Below are 17,271 nucleotides of genomic sequence, written 5' to 3'. Positions count from 1 at the left end.
GGGGTATCGGGCAGGGAGTCGTGGAAGGACATCGACCCGACGGTCACCGCGACCGGCGCCGAAAGCCTCGACTTCGGCAACACGACCAACGCCGCTCGTAGTTGGTTCGGGTCGGACCCTCGCAAGCTGCTGCGGTTCGAGGCCGGTGACGGGCATGCGGTGACCCTGGGTCTCGAGGGCGCGGACAAGCTCGCCCCCGTCGCCGAGGGTGACACCGTCACGTACAAGGACGCCGTGGCCGGTGCGGACCTGTCGTACCAGGTCGGTCCGGGCCGGGTGAAGGAGAACATAGTCCTGGACCGGAGGCCCACTGGCCCGGTCTCCTTCACCTTCACGCTGGACGCCGATGGGCTGACGCCGAAGCCGGGCAAGGACGGTTCGGTCTCCTTCTACGGCGAGGCCGCGAATCCCGTACTGGTGATCCCCGCGGCGTTCATGACGGACGCCAGGAAGGACGCCCGGTCGCCGTACGGGTTCGCGTACAGCAAGACGGTCAGCCAGAAGCTCACCAGGGCCGGCAAGGGCTGGAAGCTCACGGTCACGCCCGATGCGAAGTGGCTGGCCGCGCCGGAGCGGCAGTACCCGGTGACGGTCGATCCGACGATTTTGATCGCTCCGACGCCGACGACGGCGCAAGACGTGATGATCTCCTCGGACGGTCCGGGGACGAACTACGACGACAACTGGCGGCTGTCGGTCGGCAACACCAGCACCGGCTCCTCGCGTGCGCTGATGCGGTTCCCGCTGACCGGCGTACCGGCCGGCACGAAGCTCGACTCGGCCGATCTGAAGCTGTACTACGACCAGACCCACACCGCGGGTGACACCGAGGTCCAACTGGAGGCGCACCGCGCCACGCAGGCGTGGACCGAGGACCAGGCCACCTGGAACAGCGCCAACGCGATCACCGGTGAGCTGTCGGGCACGGCGGTCGTGGTGGACGACGGCGACGCCGGACGGACGGCCGCCGTCGGCGCCTGGCCCGCGTCGGGGAACACGGCGTACACGCAGTACGCGGTCAACCAGGACTACCTGTACAACAAGGACTCGGTCGCGGGTGGCACGTACACCTGGCAGCCGAGCCTTCCCGAGGACGGTACCTACCAGGTCGAGGCGCACAACGTTTTCCGAGGGCCGGAAGTGGAAGTTCGGCTACGGCACCTTCGGCAACCTCAGGGCAGTCACCGACCCCAAGGATACGGAGACCCTCATTCGGCGGTTCCAACAACCGTTCAGGTGGGAATGACCGTATACGGACCTCAGGGGAATATCACGGACACCTACTCGTGTACCGCGATCAACTCCTCGAGCGGCATCGGCTCGACGTGCTAGAAGGGGAAGGGGCCTAGTGGTGGCAACGCTTTCAGAGATCCAAGCCCTGTTGGGTGAACCTCGGTTCAACTGGTCCGATCCGGCACCATGGATCGAACTGGAGCGGGAACTCGGTATCGAATTCCCCTCGGACTTCCGCGAGATCGTGGACGCCTATGGTTCGATCTCGGTCAACGGGCAGTTGTATCTGAAGCATCCCGCCGGCCATCTCCTGCACAGCCTGGGAAAGAACGTCAGGGAGGATCTCGAGTTCTGGCGCGAGGAGGACATGGCAGAGTTCCTGCCAAGCCCGGTAGGGGCGAACCCCGGTGAGTTGATGCCAGTGGCGTCGGCCACGACGGGGGAATGGATATTCCTTCGCGTTCCTGACGAACCCTCTTCGCCCTGGCGCGTCCTGGTCCAGGAGTTGGACAGCCCGGCCCACACTCTCCACGAGATGACGTTCAGCGAATGGTTGCTGGCTTATCTCAGGGGTGAGGACGTGACGGTGTGTTCTCGCAACGTCGCGCCTGACCGTCCGTTCTTCGAATTCCTGCCGTGAAATGAATGCGGTGGTATCTCCTTTCCTGGTGACAGGGGGTGCCACCGCATGAAGATCTCCCCGTAACGATCAACGGAGCCCCACCATCAGATGGTGGGGCTCCGTTGATCGTTACGGGCATCCTCGGCGGAGTTGATCGGCGATCGTTCCGGCGTCCTCAGACAGCGTGCCTTTCATGCCCGGGTGGGGGCGACGGTGAAGTGCTTCGGGGTGGGCGGTGAGGTGAGGCCGTAGTGGATCGCAGTGCAGAGGTGATGCCGGACAACCGCATCATCCGGACCGGATCCGCCCGAACGCGTGACGCCCCGGGGCCGGCTCAGTCGGCGGCCGACCGTACGATCGTGAAGACCGCGCCCTCCGGGTCGGAGACGGTCGCCAGCCGGCCCGTCGTGCTGTCCCTCGGCGGCTGGAGGACGTGCCCGCCGAGCTCGACCACCCGGGTCGCGGCCTCGTCGGTGTCGGCGACCTCGAAGTGGGTCATCCAGTGCGGTCCCCGGTCGCGCGGCAGCGCGTGACCCACGCCGTGCATCGAGGCGACGGGGCGGCCGTCCACGTGCAGCGTCTGGTAGTCGAAGTCGGCGGAGACGACCGCCTCGGCATCGAATCCGAAGACCGACTGGTAGAACTTGCCGACCGTCGCGGTCTCCCGGGTCACCAACTCGTTCCAGACCGGTGTCCCCGGGGTGCCCGCCAGGGCCGTCCCGGTGTGGGCGGCGGCCTGCCAGAGGCCGAAGACCGCCCCGCTCGGGTCGGAGGCGATGGCCAGCCGGCCGGCCTCGCCCGCGTCGATGGGTCCGACCGCGACCGTGCCCCCGCAGGAGCGGATCGTCTCCGCGGTGAGGTCGGCGTCGTCGGTGGCGAGATAGGTCGTCCAGGCGATCGGCAGGTGCCGGTCGGGGGGCAGCTGTCCGAGCCCCGCGACCTCCTTGCCGTCGAGCAGTGCACGGACGTAGGGCCCGAGTTGATCGGGCCCCGGCCGGAACTCCCAGCCGAACAGGGCTGCGTAGAACTCCTGGGTGGCCGTCAGGCCGTGCACCATCAGACTTACCCAGCACGGCGTTCCGGGTGTGCGCCGCTCGGCAGCCTCGGTCATCGTCTTCTCTCTCCTCGGACCGTTGTGGTGGCCGTACGAAAGGACAGGACCGGTACACCGGCCCGGGATGGTGGAGGTGATGTGCTCCCGTGCAGATGCTTGCACCACCTGACGCCTGACGCGCCCCGGCCGCGCCGCCTTTCGACGGCTTCTCGACACAGAGGGTCCGATTTGGGAGGGAATATCCGCATCGGAATCGCTACAGGTTGGCTGACTCCTGCGCGAGGATGGCACTCATGAAGCCCATCATCACCGCATCCGAATATGCCGGCGAGTCGGCGGGGCCACGTCCGCCGGTGCTCCTGGACGTCCGTTGGCGACTGGGCGGTCCGCACGGCCGCCCGGACTACGAGGCCGGGCACCTGCCCGGTGCGGTCTTCGTCGATCTCGACGCGGAGCTGGCGGGCCCGGCGGGCAAGGGCGGCCGGCATCCCCTGCCCGACCCGGAGGAGTTCGGGGCGGTGATGCGCCGCGCCGGGGTCTCCCGCGACACTCCCGTGGTGGTGTACGACGGCGGTCAGGGATGGGCGGCGGCGCGCGCCTGGTGGCTGCTGCGCTGGACCGGGCACCGCGACGTCAGGGTGCTGGACGGCGGTCTCGCGGCCTGGACCGGTGAGCTGTCGACCGAGACGCCGGCGCCCGCCGAGGGCGACTTCCGGCCCGCGCCGGGGGCGCTGGCGCTGCTGGACGCGGACGGGGCGGCCGCACTGGCCCGTTCCGGGCTGCTGCTCGACGCGCGGGCCGCCGAGCGCTACCGGGGCGACGTGGAACCGATCGACCGGGTCGGCGGCCACATCCCGGGCGCCGTCTCGGCGCCTACCGCGGAGAACGTCGGCGAGGACGGGCGGTTCCTGGCGGCCGACGTGCTGGCCTCCCGGTTCAGCGGGCTGGGAGCCGACGGGGACGCACGTGCGGTCGGCGTCTACTGCGGCTCGGGCGTCTCCGGCGCCCATGAGGTGCTGGCTCTGGAGCTCGCCGGATACCGGGCGGCTCTGTACGCGGGGTCCTGGTCCGAGTGGTCCTCCGACGCCTCCCGGCCGGTAGCGACGGGCCCGGACCCCCAGTAACACCCCGCGCGGGGCCGGTTCCCGCCCCAGGACAGGGCGAGGGCCCGTACGCCGTCGCGTACGGGCCCTCGTCACGCCGTGATCACCGGCGTCAGTCCTGCTTCTTCCGGCGCGTACCGAACACGATCTCGTCCCAGCTGGGTACCGCTGCCCGGCGGCCCGGACGGACGCCGTCCGCCTCGGCCTGCCGGTCCGTCGTCCCGGTGAGCCGGTCGCGATGGCCGGCCACCGCACGGGGCATCAGTACGTCCGCGTACGCCGACCCCGCCCCCGCGGAAGCCGCCGCCGCGGGCGGCTCGTCCGCTTCGGGCTCCTGGACCGCGGGCTCGATGGCGGGCGGCTCCGGCGGCGAGGGCCGTTCCGGTACGACCATGTCGCCACGGAAGCTCGGCACAGCCTCCAGCAGGCTGGTCAGCGAGTCGCGCTCCACGGCCGACACCCCGCCGATGTGTTCCTCGGGCTCGGGGGGCGGTGGCGGAGAAGGCCGCTCCATCTGGCGGTCCAGGGCACGGTCCAGCGGCCGGTCGCGCGGCAGCCGCGCGATCCGGGGTACGAAGGGGAAGCTGGGTTCCGGCGCGGCGACGTCGTCGGTCTCGCCGATCAGCGAGCGTGCTTCGTCGTCCACGGCCTGGACGAGCCGCCGGGGCGGGTCGTACGTCCAGCTCGCCGAGTGGGGCTCGCCCGCGACCCGGTAGACCAGGAGGACTTCCCAGGTGCCGTCGTCGCGGCGCCACGAGTCCCACTGGACCGTTTCCTTGTCGGCGCCGCGCATCAGGAGGCGCTCCTGGACCGCCTCGCCGAGCTGGGGGCCGGTGTTCTCGCCGGGACGGCGTACGGGCGTCTTCCGGGCCCGCTCGGCCATGAAGGCACGCTCCGCGAGCACGGGGCCCTCGAAGCGGCGTACGCGGTCCACGGGGATGCCGGCGAACTGAGCGACCTCCTCCGCGGAGGCACCGGCGCGTATCCGGGCCTGGATGTCGCGGGGACGGAGGTGACTCTCCACCTCGATCTCGATCTGGCCGAGCCGGGCGCGGTCGTTGCGCACGGCGGCGCGCAGCCGCTCATCGATCGGAAGCGTGTACTCCGTGCTGTCCGCAGCCTTGAGCACCAGTCGTGTGCCGTCGTTTGAGACGGCCACGACACGCAGTTCGGGCATGGGAACCTCCCGGGTGGTGCCTGCCGACGTCACGTGCGTCGCTGCTTCCGCTAGTCGAGTGTGGCCTGCCCGGGTGCAGCCTGCCACAACCTTGCCAAGTTACCCGGCGTGTCGGGCCTTGGCCCTTGAGCGCCGTGGTGGCACGGTTACCTTTGTGCGACGCACAGTGACCGATAGTCACTCCGTGTCGCAGGCGCCGTGCGATGCCGCGGCGCCGCCGGTTCGAGTGCCGTCTTCGGCCCCCTCCCGTAAAGCTCGGAAACCCATGCGGGAGTCCAGCCCCAGGGCTCGCAACAGTACTCCATTCGGGCCACGCGAGTGGAGCGGCGCGCCGCCGAAGTTCTCGCGGGGGGCGGGAGTTGACTCTCACGCCGACCGGTCATATGTGCGCAATGCGTGTTCTGCTTCACAGAATCGCCAGAATCGGAACTATTCACTTCGCCCAAAGGTCCGTTCTTGGTGCATGGTGGGAGCGATGTCAAGCAGGGGCAGGTAATGGTCGGTAAGCCGGAAAGTGACATAGAACCCAAGGAAAGGCGCATAGATCTGAGTCTGCCGCAGGTTGCCGGCAGTGCTGTGGCAGCGGTCGCCGCAGCCGTCATGGCCTCGCAACTGGGCGTGTACGGAACGATCCTCGGCGCGGGGGTGATGAGTGTCGTCGCCACCTGTGGAGGCTCCGTCTTCCAGCACTTCTTCCGCCGTACGGGCGAGCAGATCCGCGAGGTCACGGTCCACGTGAAGCACCCGGCGGGCCGCCAGGTGACCGTACGGACGAGGGAGACGACTCCGGCGGGGTACGGACAGCAGGCACGGCAGCAGCCGGCGGACGACGCGACGACCGTGCTGCGGACGGTGCGGACCGACCTCGACCGCACGCAGATGCTCGACCTCGACCGCACCCGGCTCCTGAAGCCCGGCACGGACCGTACGCAGCCGCTGGACCCCGATCCGGACCGTACGCGGCTGCTGAAGCCCGATCCCGAACGCACCCAGCTGCTCGGGCAGGTGAACCACCGGACCGGGACGGCGGCGGCAGGCGGGCCGGACGACGCGTTCTCCGGCGCCACCACGCACGGCACGCGCGTGCGGGGCTGGAAGAAGTCGGCGCTCGCGGCTGTCGCGGTCTTCGCGCTGACGATGATCGGGATCACCGCGTTCGAGCTCGTCTCCGGCAACGACCTGAGCGGCGGCCGGGGAACGACGTTCGGCTCCGTCGTACGGGGCGGGGACCAGGGCTCGGGGCCGGCCGGACCCGCGCCCTCCAGCAGCACCGACCAGGAGCAGGGCACGGACCAGGACCCGTCCTCCGACAGCAGCACGGCACCGGGAACGGATCAGGGCGACGGCGCGAGCACGAACCCTGACCGGGAAGGTGACGGCACGACAGCGGAGCCGACGCCCACGCCCTCCGGCTCCGACGTGACCACCCCGTCGCCCACGCCCACCCCGACGGCGCCGGAGGACGGCGCCACGGCCACCCCGGACCCGACCGGCACGGGCGAGGCTCCGGTGCAGCAGGACGAGGCGACCCCCGGCACCGGAACCGCCGGCGGCTGACGACGGACGGCACGCGAGCACCCGGCACCGGGCCCGAAACGGCCCGGTGCCGTCGCGTCAGTCGCCCAGTACGCGGCGCAGGTAGTCGTTGCCGAACAGCCGGTCCGGGTCGAGCCGGTCGCGCACGGCGGTGAACTCGCCGAACCGGGGGTAGACCCCGGCCAGGTACGCGGCGTCCCGGGTGTGGATCTTGCCCCAGTGTGGACGTCCGCCGTGGGCGGTCATGATCCGCTCCACCGCGGTGAAGTACGCCTGGTAGGGCGTGCCCCGGTACAGATGCACGGCGATGTACGCGCTCTCGCGGCCCGAAGCCGTCGAGAGCGCGATGTCGTCGGCGGGTGCGGTCCTGACCTCCACCGGGAAGCTGATCCGCAGGGGCGAGCGGTCGATCATGGCCTTGACCTCGCGCAGTGCCTCGACGGCGCTCTCCCGCGGCAGCGCGTACTCCATCTCCATGAAGCGCACCCGGCGCGGGCTGGTGAAGACCTTGTACGGGATGTCGGTGTACGTACGGGCGGACAGGGCCCTGCTGGAGAGCCTGGCGATCGACGGGATGGTCGCGGGGACCGCCCGGCCGAGCGAGCAGGCGACCTGGAAGATGCCGTTCGACAGCAGCTCGTCGTCCACCCAGGCGCCGATCCTGCCGGGCGGGGCGGCGGGGCCCGCGCTGCGGTTGTTGCGCTTGGTGTTGCAGTTGCCGGTGTGCGGGAACCAGTAGAACTCGAAGTGCTCGTTCTCGGTGAAGAGCCGGTCGAAGTCGGCCGTGACCCGGTCGAAGGTCATCGGCTCCTCACGTGCCGTCAGCAGGAAGACGGGCTCCACGGCGAAGGTGATCGCGGTGATCACGCCGAGTGCGCCGAGCCCCAGGCGGGCGACGGCGAAGACGTCCGGATTCTCCGCCTCCGAGCAGCGCAGCACCGTGCCGTCCGCCGTGACCAGTTCGAGGGCACGGATCTGCGCGGATATGGACGCCGAGTCGCGGCCGGTGCCGTGCGTGCCTGTCGAGGTGGCCCCGGCGACCGTCTGCTCCATGATGTCGCCCATGTTGGTGAGGGAGAGCCCCTCACGGGCGAGCGCCAGATTGAGCCGCTTCAGCGGGGTGCCGGCCTCGACCGTCACGGTCATCGCCGTACGGTCGATGTCCCGGATACCGGTGAGCAGATCGGGGCGTATCAGGACGCCGTCGGTGGCCGCGGTCGCCGTGAACGAGTGGCCCGTGCCGACCGGCTTCACCTTCAGACCGTCCTCGGACGCCCTGCGCAGTACCTCCGCGAGTTCGTCCACGGAGGCGGGCGTCACGGCCCGTGCGGGCCGGACGGTGACGTTCCCCGCCCAGTTACGCCACGCGCTCGTCGTCGTCCGTGCGTAGGTGTCGGTCATCTTCCCCGCGCCCTCCCGTAGGAACCGGCTTGGCCAGCCGGCGATACCCCAGGAACGCCACCGCGGCCGCGAGCGCTCCCGCCACGGTGGGCACCGCGTACCCCGCCTCCGCTCCGGACGCGTCGACCACCCAGCCTGCGGCCGAGGAGCCGAGCGCCACTCCGACCGCGAGCCCGGTACCGGTCCAGCTCATGCCCTCGGTCAGTTCGGCGCGCGGTACGTGCTGCTCGACGAGGGCCATGGTGGTCACCATCGTCGGTGCGATGGCAAGGCCCGCGACAAAGAGCGCCACGGCCAGAAACGGCAGGTTCCCGGCCAGTTGGAGGGGGATCATACTCACGGCCATCGCGCAGACTCCCACCAGCCACCTGGTGGACGGCTTGCCCTTGAGGTGCATCAGCCCGAACACGGCTCCGGCGAGGCAGGACCCGAGGGCGTAGACCGCCAGGACGAGACTGGCCGCCGCCTTGTGGCCCTGCTCCTCGGCGAACGCCACGGTGACCACGTCCACCGCCCCGAAGATCGTTCCGGTCGCCACGAAGGTGACCACCAGGACCTGGAGCCCGGGGGAGCGGAGCGCCGAGCCGCCGGACTGCTGCGACCTGGGGTGGGGCACCGGCTCGGTGGCGCGCTGTGCGGTCAGCCAGAAGACACCGACCGCCAGGAACACCCCGGCCAGCAGTGGACCGGCCTCCGGGAACCAGGCGGTGGAGAGCCCGATCGAGATGATCGGCCCGAAGATGAAGCACACCTCGTCGACGATCGACTCCCACGCGTACGCGGTGTGCAGTTCACGGGGCGAGCCGCGGTAGATCTCCGCCCAGCGGGCCCGGGTCATCGACCCGACACTGGGTACGCAGCCGACGCCCGCGGCGAAGACGAACAGGGTCCAGTCCGGCCACCGTTGCTGGGCGCAGACGAGCAGTCCGGTGACCGCCGCCACGGAGACCAGCGTGGCCGGGCGCAGCACCCGGCGCTGTCCGTACCGGTCGACCAGCCGGGAGATCTGCGGGCCGAAGACGGCCGCCGCCATGGCCAGCGTGGCCGACAGCGCGCCGGCCAGCCCGTACCGGCCGGTGATCTGGGAGATCATGGTCACGACGCCGATGCCCATCATGGACAACGGCATCCTGCCGAGGAATCCGGCCGTCGAGAACCCCTTGGAGCCGGGGGCGGCGAAGATGGCGCGGTAGGGGCTGGGCAAGGGGCACTCCGGTCGAGCCTGTCACGCGTGAAGATGGCCGATACAGCTTACGGGCGGAACCGGGTGTCCGATACCTGGAGGGATGTCGGTTGCGGCCCTGTCGGACCCGGGTGGCAGGATCGGGTGCATGTCCGATCTGCGCGATCCCGCTCTCTACGACGCCCTGCTGCTGCTCTCCTTCGGCGGCCCCGAAGGCCCGGACGACGTGGTCCCGTTCCTGGCGAACGTGACCCGCGGCCGGGGCATCCCAGAGGAGCGGCTGAAGGAAGTCGGCAAGCACTACTTCCTCTTCGGCGGCGTCAGCCCCATCAACGGGCAGAACAGGGCCCTGCTCGACGCCCTGCGCAAGGACTTCGCGGACCACGGCCCGGACCTGCCGGTGTACTGGGGCAACCGCAACTGGGCGCCGTACCTCACCGACACCCTGCGCGAGATGGTCACAGCCGGACACCGCCGTATCGCCGTGCTCGCCACCAGTGCCTACGCCTCGTACTCCGGCTGCCGTCAGTACCGCGAGAATCTCGCGGAGTCGCTCGCGGTCCTGGAGGCCGAGGGGCTGCCCGTGCCGCGCGTGGACAAGCTGCGGCACTACTTCAACCACCCCGGTTTCGTGGAGCCCATGACGGAGGGCGTGCTGGCCGCGCTGGCCGGCCTGCCCGAGGACATCGCGGCGGGCGCGCACCTCGCCTTCACGACGCACTCCATCCCCACCGCCGCCGCCGACACCTCCGGCCCCGAGGAGGCGCACGGCGACGGCGGGGCCTACGTCGCCCAGCACCTCGACGTCGCCCGTGTGATCGTCGACGCGGTGCGTGAGCGGACCGGCATCGAGTACCCGTGGCAGCTCGTCTACCAGTCGCGCAGCGGCGCCCCGCACATCCCGTGGCTGGAGCCCGACATCTGTGACCACCTGGAGGCTGTCCACGGCGCGGGGGCCCCGGCGGTCGTGATGGTCCCCATCGGCTTCGTCTCGGACCACATGGAAGTCCTGTACGACCTCGACACCGAGGCCACCGCCAAGGCCGCCGAGCTCGGTCTGCCCGTACGGAGGTCCCCGACCGTCGGCGCCGACCCCCGGTTCGCCGCGGCCGTCCGCGAGCTGGTCATGGAACGCACGGCGACCGAGCGGGGACGTGCGGTGGAGCGGTGCGCCCTCGGCGCGCTCGGCCCCGGCCACGACCTCTGCCCGGTCGGCTGCTGCCCGGCCCGCACCCCGAAGCCCGCCGCCGCGGGCGCGGACAGCCCGTTCGCGTAGGGCCCGCGCACTGACCGCAATCCTCCTGGGAGCACTGTGACCGACCCCTTCCTGACCGAACTCCTCGACCTGGCCCTGGAAGCGGCCCGCCGCGCCGGCGCCCTGCTGCGCGACGGCCGCCCGGCGGACCTGGGGGTGGCCGCGACCAAGTCCAGCCCCATCGACGTCGTCACCGAGATGGACATCGCCGCCGAGAAGCTGATCACCGGCTTCCTCTCCGAGCGCCGCCCCGGCGACGGATTCCTCGGGGAGGAGGGCGCCAGCTCCGAGAGCAGCACCGGCATCCGCTGGGTCATCGACCCGCTCGACGGCACGGTGAACTACCTCTACGGACTGCCCACCTGGGCGGTGTCCATCGCGGCGGAACGCGACGGCGAGCGGATCGTGGGCGTGGTCGAGGCCCCGATGCGCCGTGAGACGTACCACGCCGTGCTCGGTGGCGGCGCGTACGCGAACGGCGCCGCCCTGCGCAGCCGTCCCGCGCCCCCGCTCGACCAGGCGCTCGTGTCGACGGGCTTCAACTACGTCACCGACGTCCGCACCCACCAGGCGGCCGTGGCCGCCCAGCTCATCCCGCGGCTGCGTGACATCCGGCGCAGCGGCTCGGCCGCCGTCGACCTGTGCGATGTGGCGGCGGGCCGTCTCGACGGCTACTACGAGCGCGGACTGCACCCCTGGGACCTCGCGGCCGGCGATCTCATCGCCCGGGAGGCGGGCGCACTCACCGGCGGACGTCCCGGACGGCCCGCGGACGGCGGACTGACGGTGGCCGCCACCCCCGGCGTCTTCGAGCCCCTCCAGGCACTCCTGGAAGAGCTCGGCGCCTGGCACGACTGACCGAGGGCCCGCAGGCCCCCTGACGGCCCCCTGCGGGCGTACGGGCAAAGAAAGGGCCCCGGCTGCCGTGACCGGCGGCCGGGGCCCTCTCGTAGCGGCTCAGACGCTTGTGGTGCTGACTTCGACGCCGTGTTCGGCCGCGAGGCGGCGCAGGTCGTCCAGCTCTCCCTGCTCGACATCCGCGAGGAAGTCGTCACCTGTCTCGCGAGCCCTCGTGAGGTCGGACTCGGTGCTCTTGATGCGTTGCAGCAGACCTGCGGTGAAAGCGTCCATGGAGCGCCCCCTCATCGTGGGTCGGTGGCACGGGGGTGTGCCCGGGGTTCCTCCGGCCGGGGACCGGAGGGCGGGTGATCACGCCTTCCCCCAAGGGGGCGGAATGGGCAGTGGCATGCCACGTGCAGGGTGTGATCTCGGGTGTGAAGTCGTACTCCCCAGCCCTGCTCCGCCAGAAACCTCAACTGGCCCGCAAATCCGCCGCCTTCTCCTGGGCCGCAGCCGGCCCCGCGTCGCCTTACCGCCGGTTTATGCGCGTTGCGGGCAGGATGGACGCGCACAGTCACTCTGCTGACGGTGCGGCCGTGCGGCCCGGACCAGGGCCGTTCGCCGTTTCGATCTACCGAAGTACCTAAGGAAGGACAGCGCCGTGCGCGTACTCGTCGTCGAGGACGAGCAGCTGCTCGCCGATGCGGTGGCCACCGGACTGCGCCGGGAGGCCATGGCCGTCGACGTCGTCTACGACGGTGCCGCGGCCCTGGAGCGCGTAGGGGTCAATGACTACGACGTGGTGGTGCTGGACCGGGACCTCCCGCTGGTCCACGGCGACGACGTCTGCCGCAGGATCGTCGAGCTCGGCATGCCCACCCGGGTGCTCATGCTCACCGCGTCCGGTGACGTCAGCGACCGGGTGGAGGGGCTGGAGCTCGGCGCGGACGACTACCTCCCCAAGCCCTTCGCCTTCAGCGAGCTGACCGCGCGGGTGCGGGCCCTGGGGCGCCGCACGACGGTCGCGCTGCCGCCGGTCCTGGAGCGCGCCGGGATCAAGCTCGACCCCAACCGCCGCGAGGTCTTCCGGGACGAGCAGGAGATCCAGCTCGCGCCGAAGGAGTTCGCCGTGCTCGAGGTCCTGATGCGCAGCGAGGGCGCGGTCGTCTCGGCCGAGCAGCTTCTGGAGAAGGCGTGGGACGAGAACACCGACCCGTTCACCAACGTGGTGCGCGTGACGGTGATGACCCTGCGCCGCAAGCTCGGCGAACCGCCCGTCATCGTCACGGTGCCCGGTTCCGGATACCGGATCTGAGGACGCCGTGCCAGCCGCCCCGGCGCCCGTGACAGCGCCTCCGAAGCCGACCTGGGAGCCCAAACAGCAGGAGCCCCCGTATCCCTGGCTGCGCCCGACCATCCGCATACGCCTCACGCTGCTGTACGGGGGCATGTTCCTGATCGCGGGCATCCTGCTGCTCTCGATCATCTACATGCTGGCCGCCCAGGCCCTGCACGTGGGCAGCGAGCTGCCGTTCCAGATCGTGAACGGCCAGGTCACGAGCGAGGTGTGCGACCTTCCCAAGAAGGCCACACCCGATGCCTTCAACGCGGCCATGAACGCCTGCGTCAACCACCAGCGCAAGCAGGCACTCGACACTCTGCTGAACCGGTCGCTGCTGGCCCTGGTGGGCCTCAGCATCATCGCGTTCGCCTTCGGGTACGCGATGGCGGGCCGGGTGCTGTCCCCGCTGGGCCGGATCACCCGCACAGCCCGCAGGGTGGCCGGAACCGATCTGTCGCGCCGGATCGAGCTGGACGGCCCGGACGACGAGCTGAAGGAGCTCGCAGACACCTTCGACGACATGCTGGACCGCCTGGAGCGGGCCTTCACGGCGCAGCAGCGCTTCGTCGGGAACGCCTCGCACGAGCTGCGCACCCCGCTCGCCATCAACCGCACGCTGCTGGAGGTCCACCTCTCCGACCCGGAGGCCCCACCGGAGCTCCAGCAGCTCGGCAAGACCCTGCTGGCCACCAACGAGCGCAGTGAGCAGCTGGTCGAAGGGCTCCTGCTGCTCGCCCGCAGCGACAACCAGATCGTCGAACGCAAGCCCGTGGATCTGGCCGAGGTCGCGGACCGGGCCATCGACCAGGTCCACGCGGAGGCCGTGGCGAAGGGGGTGCGGATCCGTGGCGAGCGGGCACCCGCCGTCGTCCAGGGCAACGGTGTCCTGCTGGAGCGGATCGCGCTGAACCTCGTACAGAACGCCGTCCGCTACAACGTGGCCGAAAACGGCTGGGTGGAGATCACCACCGAGCTCCAGCCCGGGCAGGCGCTCCTCGTCGTCTCGAATACGGGCCCTGTGGTGCCCGCGTACGAGATCGACAACCTCTTCGAGCCCTTCAGGCGGCTGCGTACGGAGCGGACGGGCAGCGACAAGGGGGTCGGACTCGGCCTGTCGATCGCGCGGTCCGTCGCGAGGGCCCACGGAGGCCGTATCATCGCGGAGCCCCGCGAGGGCGGTGGTCTTGTGATGCGCGTCACCCTGCCGGTCTGAGAGGGTTCGTGGTGCGAGGCCGCAAACGATCGCACTGTTCGCTTTAGGCGGAATTTTCGGGACCCGTTCCCGGCGAGTCCGTGTGTGATCGATCACAGGTGCGAAATCAGGCTCCTCCACCCTCCGTGATCGCACCTCCGTCGGAAAGCCGGGAAACGTCCGGGTTTTCGAGGGTCGATATCACGGGAAGTACACGGGGTGGCGCCTGTGAACTGCAGTATCAGGACCGTGTACGGTCCCCATCGCCACCCAAGCCGACCTCTCCCGAGGGGCCCGGTTGGGTGTCGATTCAGTAACAGACCTTGATGTGAGGCAAAATCTCCGCCTCAGGTCGGGCACAAGTCCGGCCTCTCACGCGTTACGTGCGCTGGAGACACCGCAGAAACCCATGAGGGGGAGAGCGACATGGCAACGGATTACGACACCCCGCGCAAGACCGACGACGACGTGGACCAGGACAGCCTCGAAGAGCTCAAGGCTCGTCGGAGCGACAAGGCGGCATCCGCCGTCGACGTCGATGAATTCGACGCGGCCGAGGGACTGGAGCTGCCCGGCGCAGACCTGTCCAACGAGGAACTGGCCGTACGGGTCCTGCCCAAGCAGGCCGACGAGTTCACCTGCATGAGCTGCTTCCTCGTGCACCACAGGAGCCAGCTGGCCCGCGAGAAGAACGGCCAGCCGATCTGCCGCGACTGCGACTAGGTCGGGACGGCCGTGGCAGGCGACACACCGTTCCGGAAGCGGCGCTTGTGGCACAGGAAAGCCACGGAGGCGCATCAGGGCGGCACAGGCCCGGCAGCAGGCGCAAGCCCGTCTGCCGAGCGTTCCGCCGCCCTGCCGCCCTCCGTGGGCGCACCTGGCGACGAGCGAGGCCGACCGGCCTCGCTCGAAGCGGTCCGGACGGAAGGCACGGCAGGCACAACGGAAAAGGCCACAGAGGCCGACAGGGCTGAGCCCGCGCCCGGGGCAGGCCGTCTGCACACACTGAAACGGGGCGTACGCAAGGGCGGGGAGAGCGCCAGAGCCGTAGTCGGTCAGTTGGCCGACCGGATCATCGACACGGCTCCCCGCGTCCCCGTGCGCGATCTCGCCACCCTGCGCAGGCAGTTCCCGGGGCTCGGCCCCGAAGAGCTCGCCGACAAGCTCATCACGGGCGCGAGCAAGGCCACCGCCGCCGTCGGCGCGGGAATCGGGGCGGCGGCCATGATGCCCGTACCGCCCGCGATGCTCGCCGAGCTGGCCGCGGAGATCACCGGCGTCGCAGCGATCGAGCTGAAGCTCGTCGCCGAGCTGCACGAGGTCTACGGCCGGCGCCCGCCCGGCAACATCAGCCAGCGCAGCACCGCGTATCTGACGTCCTGGACGGAGGAGCGCGGTATCGACGTCTCACGGCCCACCACGCTGAACGCGGCGCTCGGCGGCCAGATGAAACGCGAACTGCGCCAGCAGATCATGAAGCGCATGGTGCGCGACCTGCCTAATCTGATCCCGTTCATGATCGGCGCCGCGGTCGGCGCGATGATGAACCGGCGGGACACCAAGAAGCTCGCCGAACGGGTCAGGAACGACCTGCGCAAGGATCAGGTGCCCTGGGACCGGCTCCCCGACCTGCCCGCGCTGGACCAGCCCGAGAATCCCGAGCAGCTGCCCGGGGAGCCGAAGGGCTAGGGCTCCCCGTCCGGTCAGGCAGCTCGTACCGCCGTCAGGGCCGCCACCAGGGCCTGCGGCTCGCGGGTCGACAGGAAGACGTACGGGGTCGGGTCGGCCGGGTCCGTGACCTCGACCCGCACCGCCGTCGGGATGTAGCTGCGCAGCAGCATGAACGCGCGCATGTCGGCCTTGTGCGAGCGCCAGGCGCGCGCCGTGTCCGCGTCCAGCACCTCGGCCTCGCCGAGCGCCGACAGCGGAATACGCGCGTCGCCCGCGACGAGGGCACCCGCCACCACGCGGATGCGCGCGGAGCCGTACGAACTCACGACGACAGCCGAGGCCGCCGTGCCGCCGACCAGACCGGCGAGCAGGGGCAGGGTGCCCAGCGGCAGGAGCATCAGGGCACAGGCGATGCCGACCCCGAAGGCGATGACCCACCACGAACGGGGAGCGGTGAGTCGTTCGTCGAAGGGCGTTGCGGAAGGCTGCATGAAACCAAGCTTGGCACGGCGCGGCCCGCGGTCGGCCGCGCGGGTAAGGTCTGCGCCTGTGAGTGGAACATCTAAGGGCCTGACGCCCCCGGCCGACGCGGTGGCGCCGGTCCGGCACCCCGAAGCCCCGGCACCGGGAGAACTCCTCGGCGCGCACTACGAACACTGTTTCGGCTGCGGTGGGGGACAGCCGCACGGGCTGCACCTCCAGGCCCGCGCGGGCGAGGGCGTGCGCGTCACCGCCGAGTTCACGGTGAAGGCCGCCCACCAGGGCGCCCCGGGCCTCGCGCACGGCGGCGTCCTGGCCACGGCGCTGGACGAGACGCTCGGCTCGCTGAACTGGCTGCTGCGGGTGATCGCGGTGACCGGACGGCTGGAGACCGACTTCGTCCGGCCGGTACCGGTGGACACCGTCCTCTTCCTGGACGCCGAGATCACCGCGGTCCACGGCCGCAAGATCTACTCGACGGCCACCGGCCGGACCGGCGGCCCCGACGGGCCCGTCGCGGTCCGCGCCGACGCCCTCTTCATAGAGGTCAAGGTCGACCACTTCATCGAGAACGGCCGTCCGGCCGAGATCCAGGCGGCCATGGCCGATCCCGACCAGGTCAAGCGAGCCCGCGCCTTCGAGGTGAACCCCTGATGCACCCTCCTCTCGACGTACTGATCCGCCGGCTCGACCCCGAGGTGCCCATCCCCTCGTACGGTCATCCGGGCGACGCCGGGGCCGACCTGGTGACCACGGAGGCCGCCGAACTCGCGCCCGGGGAACGGGCGGTGCTGCCCACCGGGGTCTCGATCGCGCTGCCCGACGGGTACGCCGCGTTCGTGCACCCGCGTTCCGGCCTCGCGTCCCGCTGCGGAGTGGCCCTCGTGAATGCCCCAGGGACGGTTGATGCCGGGTACCGTGGGGAGATCAAGGTGATCGTGGTCAACCTCGATCCGCGCGAGACCGTGCGGTTCGAACGTTTCGACCGGATTGCTCAGATGGTCGTCCAGCAGGTCGAGAAGGTGCGCTTCCACGAGGTGGCGGAACTTCCCGGTTCGGCGCGGGCCGAGGGTGGCTTCGGGTCCACCGGCGGTCATGCCGCGGTGGACGGCGTCACGGGCGGGATCACCCAGGGTGGGAACAGCTACGCTTCGGTCGTATCCGACCGGGAAGGACAGTGAC

The 17,271-nt window shown here is 70.4% G+C and carries 18 protein-coding genes; 12 read left to right on the top strand and 6 right to left on the bottom strand.

The window, feature by feature from the left end; all coding sequences use genetic code 11:
* Positions 1 to 159 precede the first annotated feature (159 nt).
* Positions 160 to 1,332: a DNRLRE domain-containing protein gene (locus ACFWSK_RS24905; RefSeq protein ID WP_383790178.1), complete on the top strand. Its 1,173-nt coding sequence runs from the start codon at positions 160 to 162 to the stop codon at positions 1,330 to 1,332.
* Positions 1,333 to 1,351: 19 nt separating this feature from the next.
* Positions 1,352 to 1,873, top strand: a complete 522-nt coding sequence (locus ACFWSK_RS24900; protein WP_383790175.1) for an SMI1/KNR4 family protein — start codon at positions 1,352 to 1,354, stop codon at positions 1,871 to 1,873.
* Between the two features lie 316 nt (positions 1,874 to 2,189).
* Here the strand turns inward: ACFWSK_RS24900 and ACFWSK_RS24895 are convergent, their stop codons facing one another.
* Positions 2,190 to 2,966 (bottom strand): VOC family protein, encoded by a 777-nt coding sequence (locus ACFWSK_RS24895; RefSeq protein WP_383790172.1) that lies wholly within the window; start codon positions 2,964 to 2,966, stop codon positions 2,190 to 2,192.
* Positions 2,967 to 3,202: 236 nt separating this feature from the next.
* On the opposite strand from ACFWSK_RS24895, the gene ACFWSK_RS24890 reads away from it, so the two are divergent.
* Positions 3,203 to 4,033 (top strand): sulfurtransferase, encoded by an 831-nt coding sequence (locus ACFWSK_RS24890; protein WP_383790170.1) that lies wholly within the window; start codon positions 3,203 to 3,205, stop codon positions 4,031 to 4,033.
* 91 nt (positions 4,034 to 4,124) lie between these two features.
* On the opposite strand, the gene sepH is transcribed toward ACFWSK_RS24890, so the two are convergent.
* Positions 4,125 to 5,189, bottom strand: a complete 1,065-nt coding sequence (gene sepH / locus ACFWSK_RS24885; RefSeq protein ID WP_383790167.1) for a septation protein SepH — start codon at positions 5,187 to 5,189, stop codon at positions 4,125 to 4,127.
* Between the two features lie 495 nt (positions 5,190 to 5,684).
* On the opposite strand from sepH, the gene ACFWSK_RS24880 reads away from it, so the two are divergent.
* A complete protein-coding gene (locus tag ACFWSK_RS24880) occupies positions 5,685 to 6,746 on the top strand; it encodes a hypothetical protein (RefSeq protein WP_383790165.1) in 1,062 nt (353 codons plus the stop codon).
* Between the two features lie 57 nt (positions 6,747 to 6,803).
* On the opposite strand, the gene ACFWSK_RS24875 is transcribed toward ACFWSK_RS24880, so the two are convergent.
* Positions 6,804 to 8,126, bottom strand: coding sequence for a D-arabinono-1,4-lactone oxidase (locus tag ACFWSK_RS24875; protein WP_383790163.1), 1,323 nt, complete (start codon positions 8,124 to 8,126; stop codon positions 6,804 to 6,806).
* Positions 8,083 to 9,330, bottom strand: a complete 1,248-nt coding sequence (locus ACFWSK_RS24870; RefSeq protein ID WP_383790161.1) for an MFS transporter — start codon at positions 9,328 to 9,330, stop codon at positions 8,083 to 8,085. Before ACFWSK_RS24870 ends, ACFWSK_RS24875 begins: the two co-directional genes overlap by 44 nt.
* Positions 9,331 to 9,457: 127 nt before the next feature.
* Between ACFWSK_RS24870 and ACFWSK_RS24865 the strand changes: the two genes are divergently transcribed.
* The gene (locus ACFWSK_RS24865) at positions 9,458 to 10,585 is read left to right on the top strand and encodes a ferrochelatase (RefSeq protein ID WP_383790159.1); all 1,128 of its coding nucleotides are present in this window, start codon (positions 9,458 to 9,460) and stop codon (positions 10,583 to 10,585) included.
* A 36-nt stretch (positions 10,586 to 10,621) separates the two neighbouring features.
* The gene (locus ACFWSK_RS24860; RefSeq protein WP_383790157.1) at positions 10,622 to 11,422 is read left to right on the top strand and encodes an inositol monophosphatase family protein; all 801 of its coding nucleotides are present in this window, start codon (positions 10,622 to 10,624) and stop codon (positions 11,420 to 11,422) included.
* Between the two features lie 99 nt (positions 11,423 to 11,521).
* Here ACFWSK_RS24860 and ACFWSK_RS24855 read toward each other — a convergent pair whose 3' ends face one another.
* Positions 11,522 to 11,695, bottom strand: coding sequence for a hypothetical protein (locus tag ACFWSK_RS24855; RefSeq protein WP_328906288.1), 174 nt, complete (start codon positions 11,693 to 11,695; stop codon positions 11,522 to 11,524).
* Between the two features lie 370 nt (positions 11,696 to 12,065).
* Between ACFWSK_RS24855 and ACFWSK_RS24850 the strand changes: the two genes are divergently transcribed.
* From ACFWSK_RS24850 to ACFWSK_RS24835, 4 genes are all read left to right on the top strand, one after another.
* Entirely contained in the window at positions 12,066 to 12,719 is a 654-nt protein-coding gene (locus tag ACFWSK_RS24850) for a response regulator transcription factor (RefSeq protein WP_073721987.1), read from the top strand.
* Between the two features lie 7 nt (positions 12,720 to 12,726).
* The gene (locus ACFWSK_RS24845; protein WP_383790153.1) at positions 12,727 to 13,959 is read left to right on the top strand and encodes a sensor histidine kinase; all 1,233 of its coding nucleotides are present in this window, start codon (positions 12,727 to 12,729) and stop codon (positions 13,957 to 13,959) included.
* Positions 13,960 to 14,364: 405 nt separating this feature from the next.
* Positions 14,365 to 14,661, top strand: coding sequence for a DUF4193 domain-containing protein (locus ACFWSK_RS24840; protein ID WP_030577297.1), 297 nt, complete (start codon positions 14,365 to 14,367; stop codon positions 14,659 to 14,661).
* Positions 14,662 to 14,673: 12 nt separating this feature from the next.
* Positions 14,674 to 15,627: a hypothetical protein gene (locus tag ACFWSK_RS24835; RefSeq protein WP_383790151.1), complete on the top strand. Its 954-nt coding sequence runs from the start codon at positions 14,674 to 14,676 to the stop codon at positions 15,625 to 15,627.
* A gap of 14 nt (positions 15,628 to 15,641) precedes the next feature.
* On the opposite strand, the gene ACFWSK_RS24830 is transcribed toward ACFWSK_RS24835, so the two are convergent.
* Positions 15,642 to 16,100 carry a DUF3093 domain-containing protein gene (locus tag ACFWSK_RS24830; protein ID WP_383790148.1) on the bottom strand — a complete coding sequence of 153 codons (459 nt, stop codon included), beginning with the start codon at positions 16,098 to 16,100 and terminating at the stop codon, positions 15,642 to 15,644.
* Positions 16,101 to 16,158: 58 nt separating this feature from the next.
* On the opposite strand from ACFWSK_RS24830, the gene ACFWSK_RS24825 reads away from it, so the two are divergent.
* A complete protein-coding gene (locus ACFWSK_RS24825) occupies positions 16,159 to 16,743 on the top strand; it encodes a PaaI family thioesterase (RefSeq protein ID WP_383790146.1) in 585 nt (194 codons plus the stop codon).
* On the top strand, positions 16,743 to 17,270 hold the full coding sequence (gene dut, locus ACFWSK_RS24820; RefSeq protein WP_383790144.1) for a dUTP diphosphatase: 528 nt from the start codon (positions 16,743 to 16,745) through the stop codon (positions 17,268 to 17,270). Before ACFWSK_RS24825 ends, dut begins: the two co-directional genes overlap by 1 nt.
* The last annotated feature ends 1 nt before the right edge of the window (position 17,271 follow it).

Source organism: Streptomyces sp. NPDC058620 (assembly GCF_042717135.1).
Classification (GTDB): Bacteria; Actinomycetota; Actinomycetes; order Streptomycetales; family Streptomycetaceae; genus Streptomyces.
Note: the sequence above shows the minus strand (reverse complement) of the source record. Positions and strands in the feature narration are given on the sequence as shown.

What these genes read in the sequence shown, in the direction of transcription:
- ACFWSK_RS24840 (WP_030577297.1), top strand. Translation starts at nt 14,365, where the DNA reads ATGGCAACGGATTACGACACCCCGCGCAAGACCGACGACGACGTGGAC.
- dut (WP_383790144.1), top strand. Translation starts at nt 16,743, where the DNA reads ATGCACCCTCCTCTCGACGTACTGATCCGCCGGCTCGACCCCGAGGTG.
- ACFWSK_RS24865 (WP_383790159.1), top strand. Translation starts at nt 9,458, where the DNA reads ATGTCCGATCTGCGCGATCCCGCTCTCTACGACGCCCTGCTGCTGCTC.
- ACFWSK_RS24895 (WP_383790172.1), bottom strand. Translation starts at nt 2,966, where the DNA reads ATGACCGAGGCTGCCGAGCGGCGCACACCCGGAACGCCGTGCTGGGTA.
- sepH (WP_383790167.1), bottom strand. Translation starts at nt 5,189, where the DNA reads ATGCCCGAACTGCGTGTCGTGGCCGTCTCAAACGACGGCACACGACTG.
- ACFWSK_RS24880 (WP_383790165.1), top strand. Translation starts at nt 5,685, where the DNA reads ATGGTCGGTAAGCCGGAAAGTGACATAGAACCCAAGGAAAGGCGCATA.
- ACFWSK_RS24890 (WP_383790170.1), top strand. Translation starts at nt 3,203, where the DNA reads ATGAAGCCCATCATCACCGCATCCGAATATGCCGGCGAGTCGGCGGGG.
- ACFWSK_RS24855 (WP_328906288.1), bottom strand. Translation starts at nt 11,695, where the DNA reads ATGGACGCTTTCACCGCAGGTCTGCTGCAACGCATCAAGAGCACCGAG.
- ACFWSK_RS24830 (WP_383790148.1), bottom strand. Translation starts at nt 16,100, where the DNA reads ATGCAGCCTTCCGCAACGCCCTTCGACGAACGACTCACCGCTCCCCGT.
- ACFWSK_RS24875 (WP_383790163.1), bottom strand. Translation starts at nt 8,126, where the DNA reads ATGACCGACACCTACGCACGGACGACGACGAGCGCGTGGCGTAACTGG.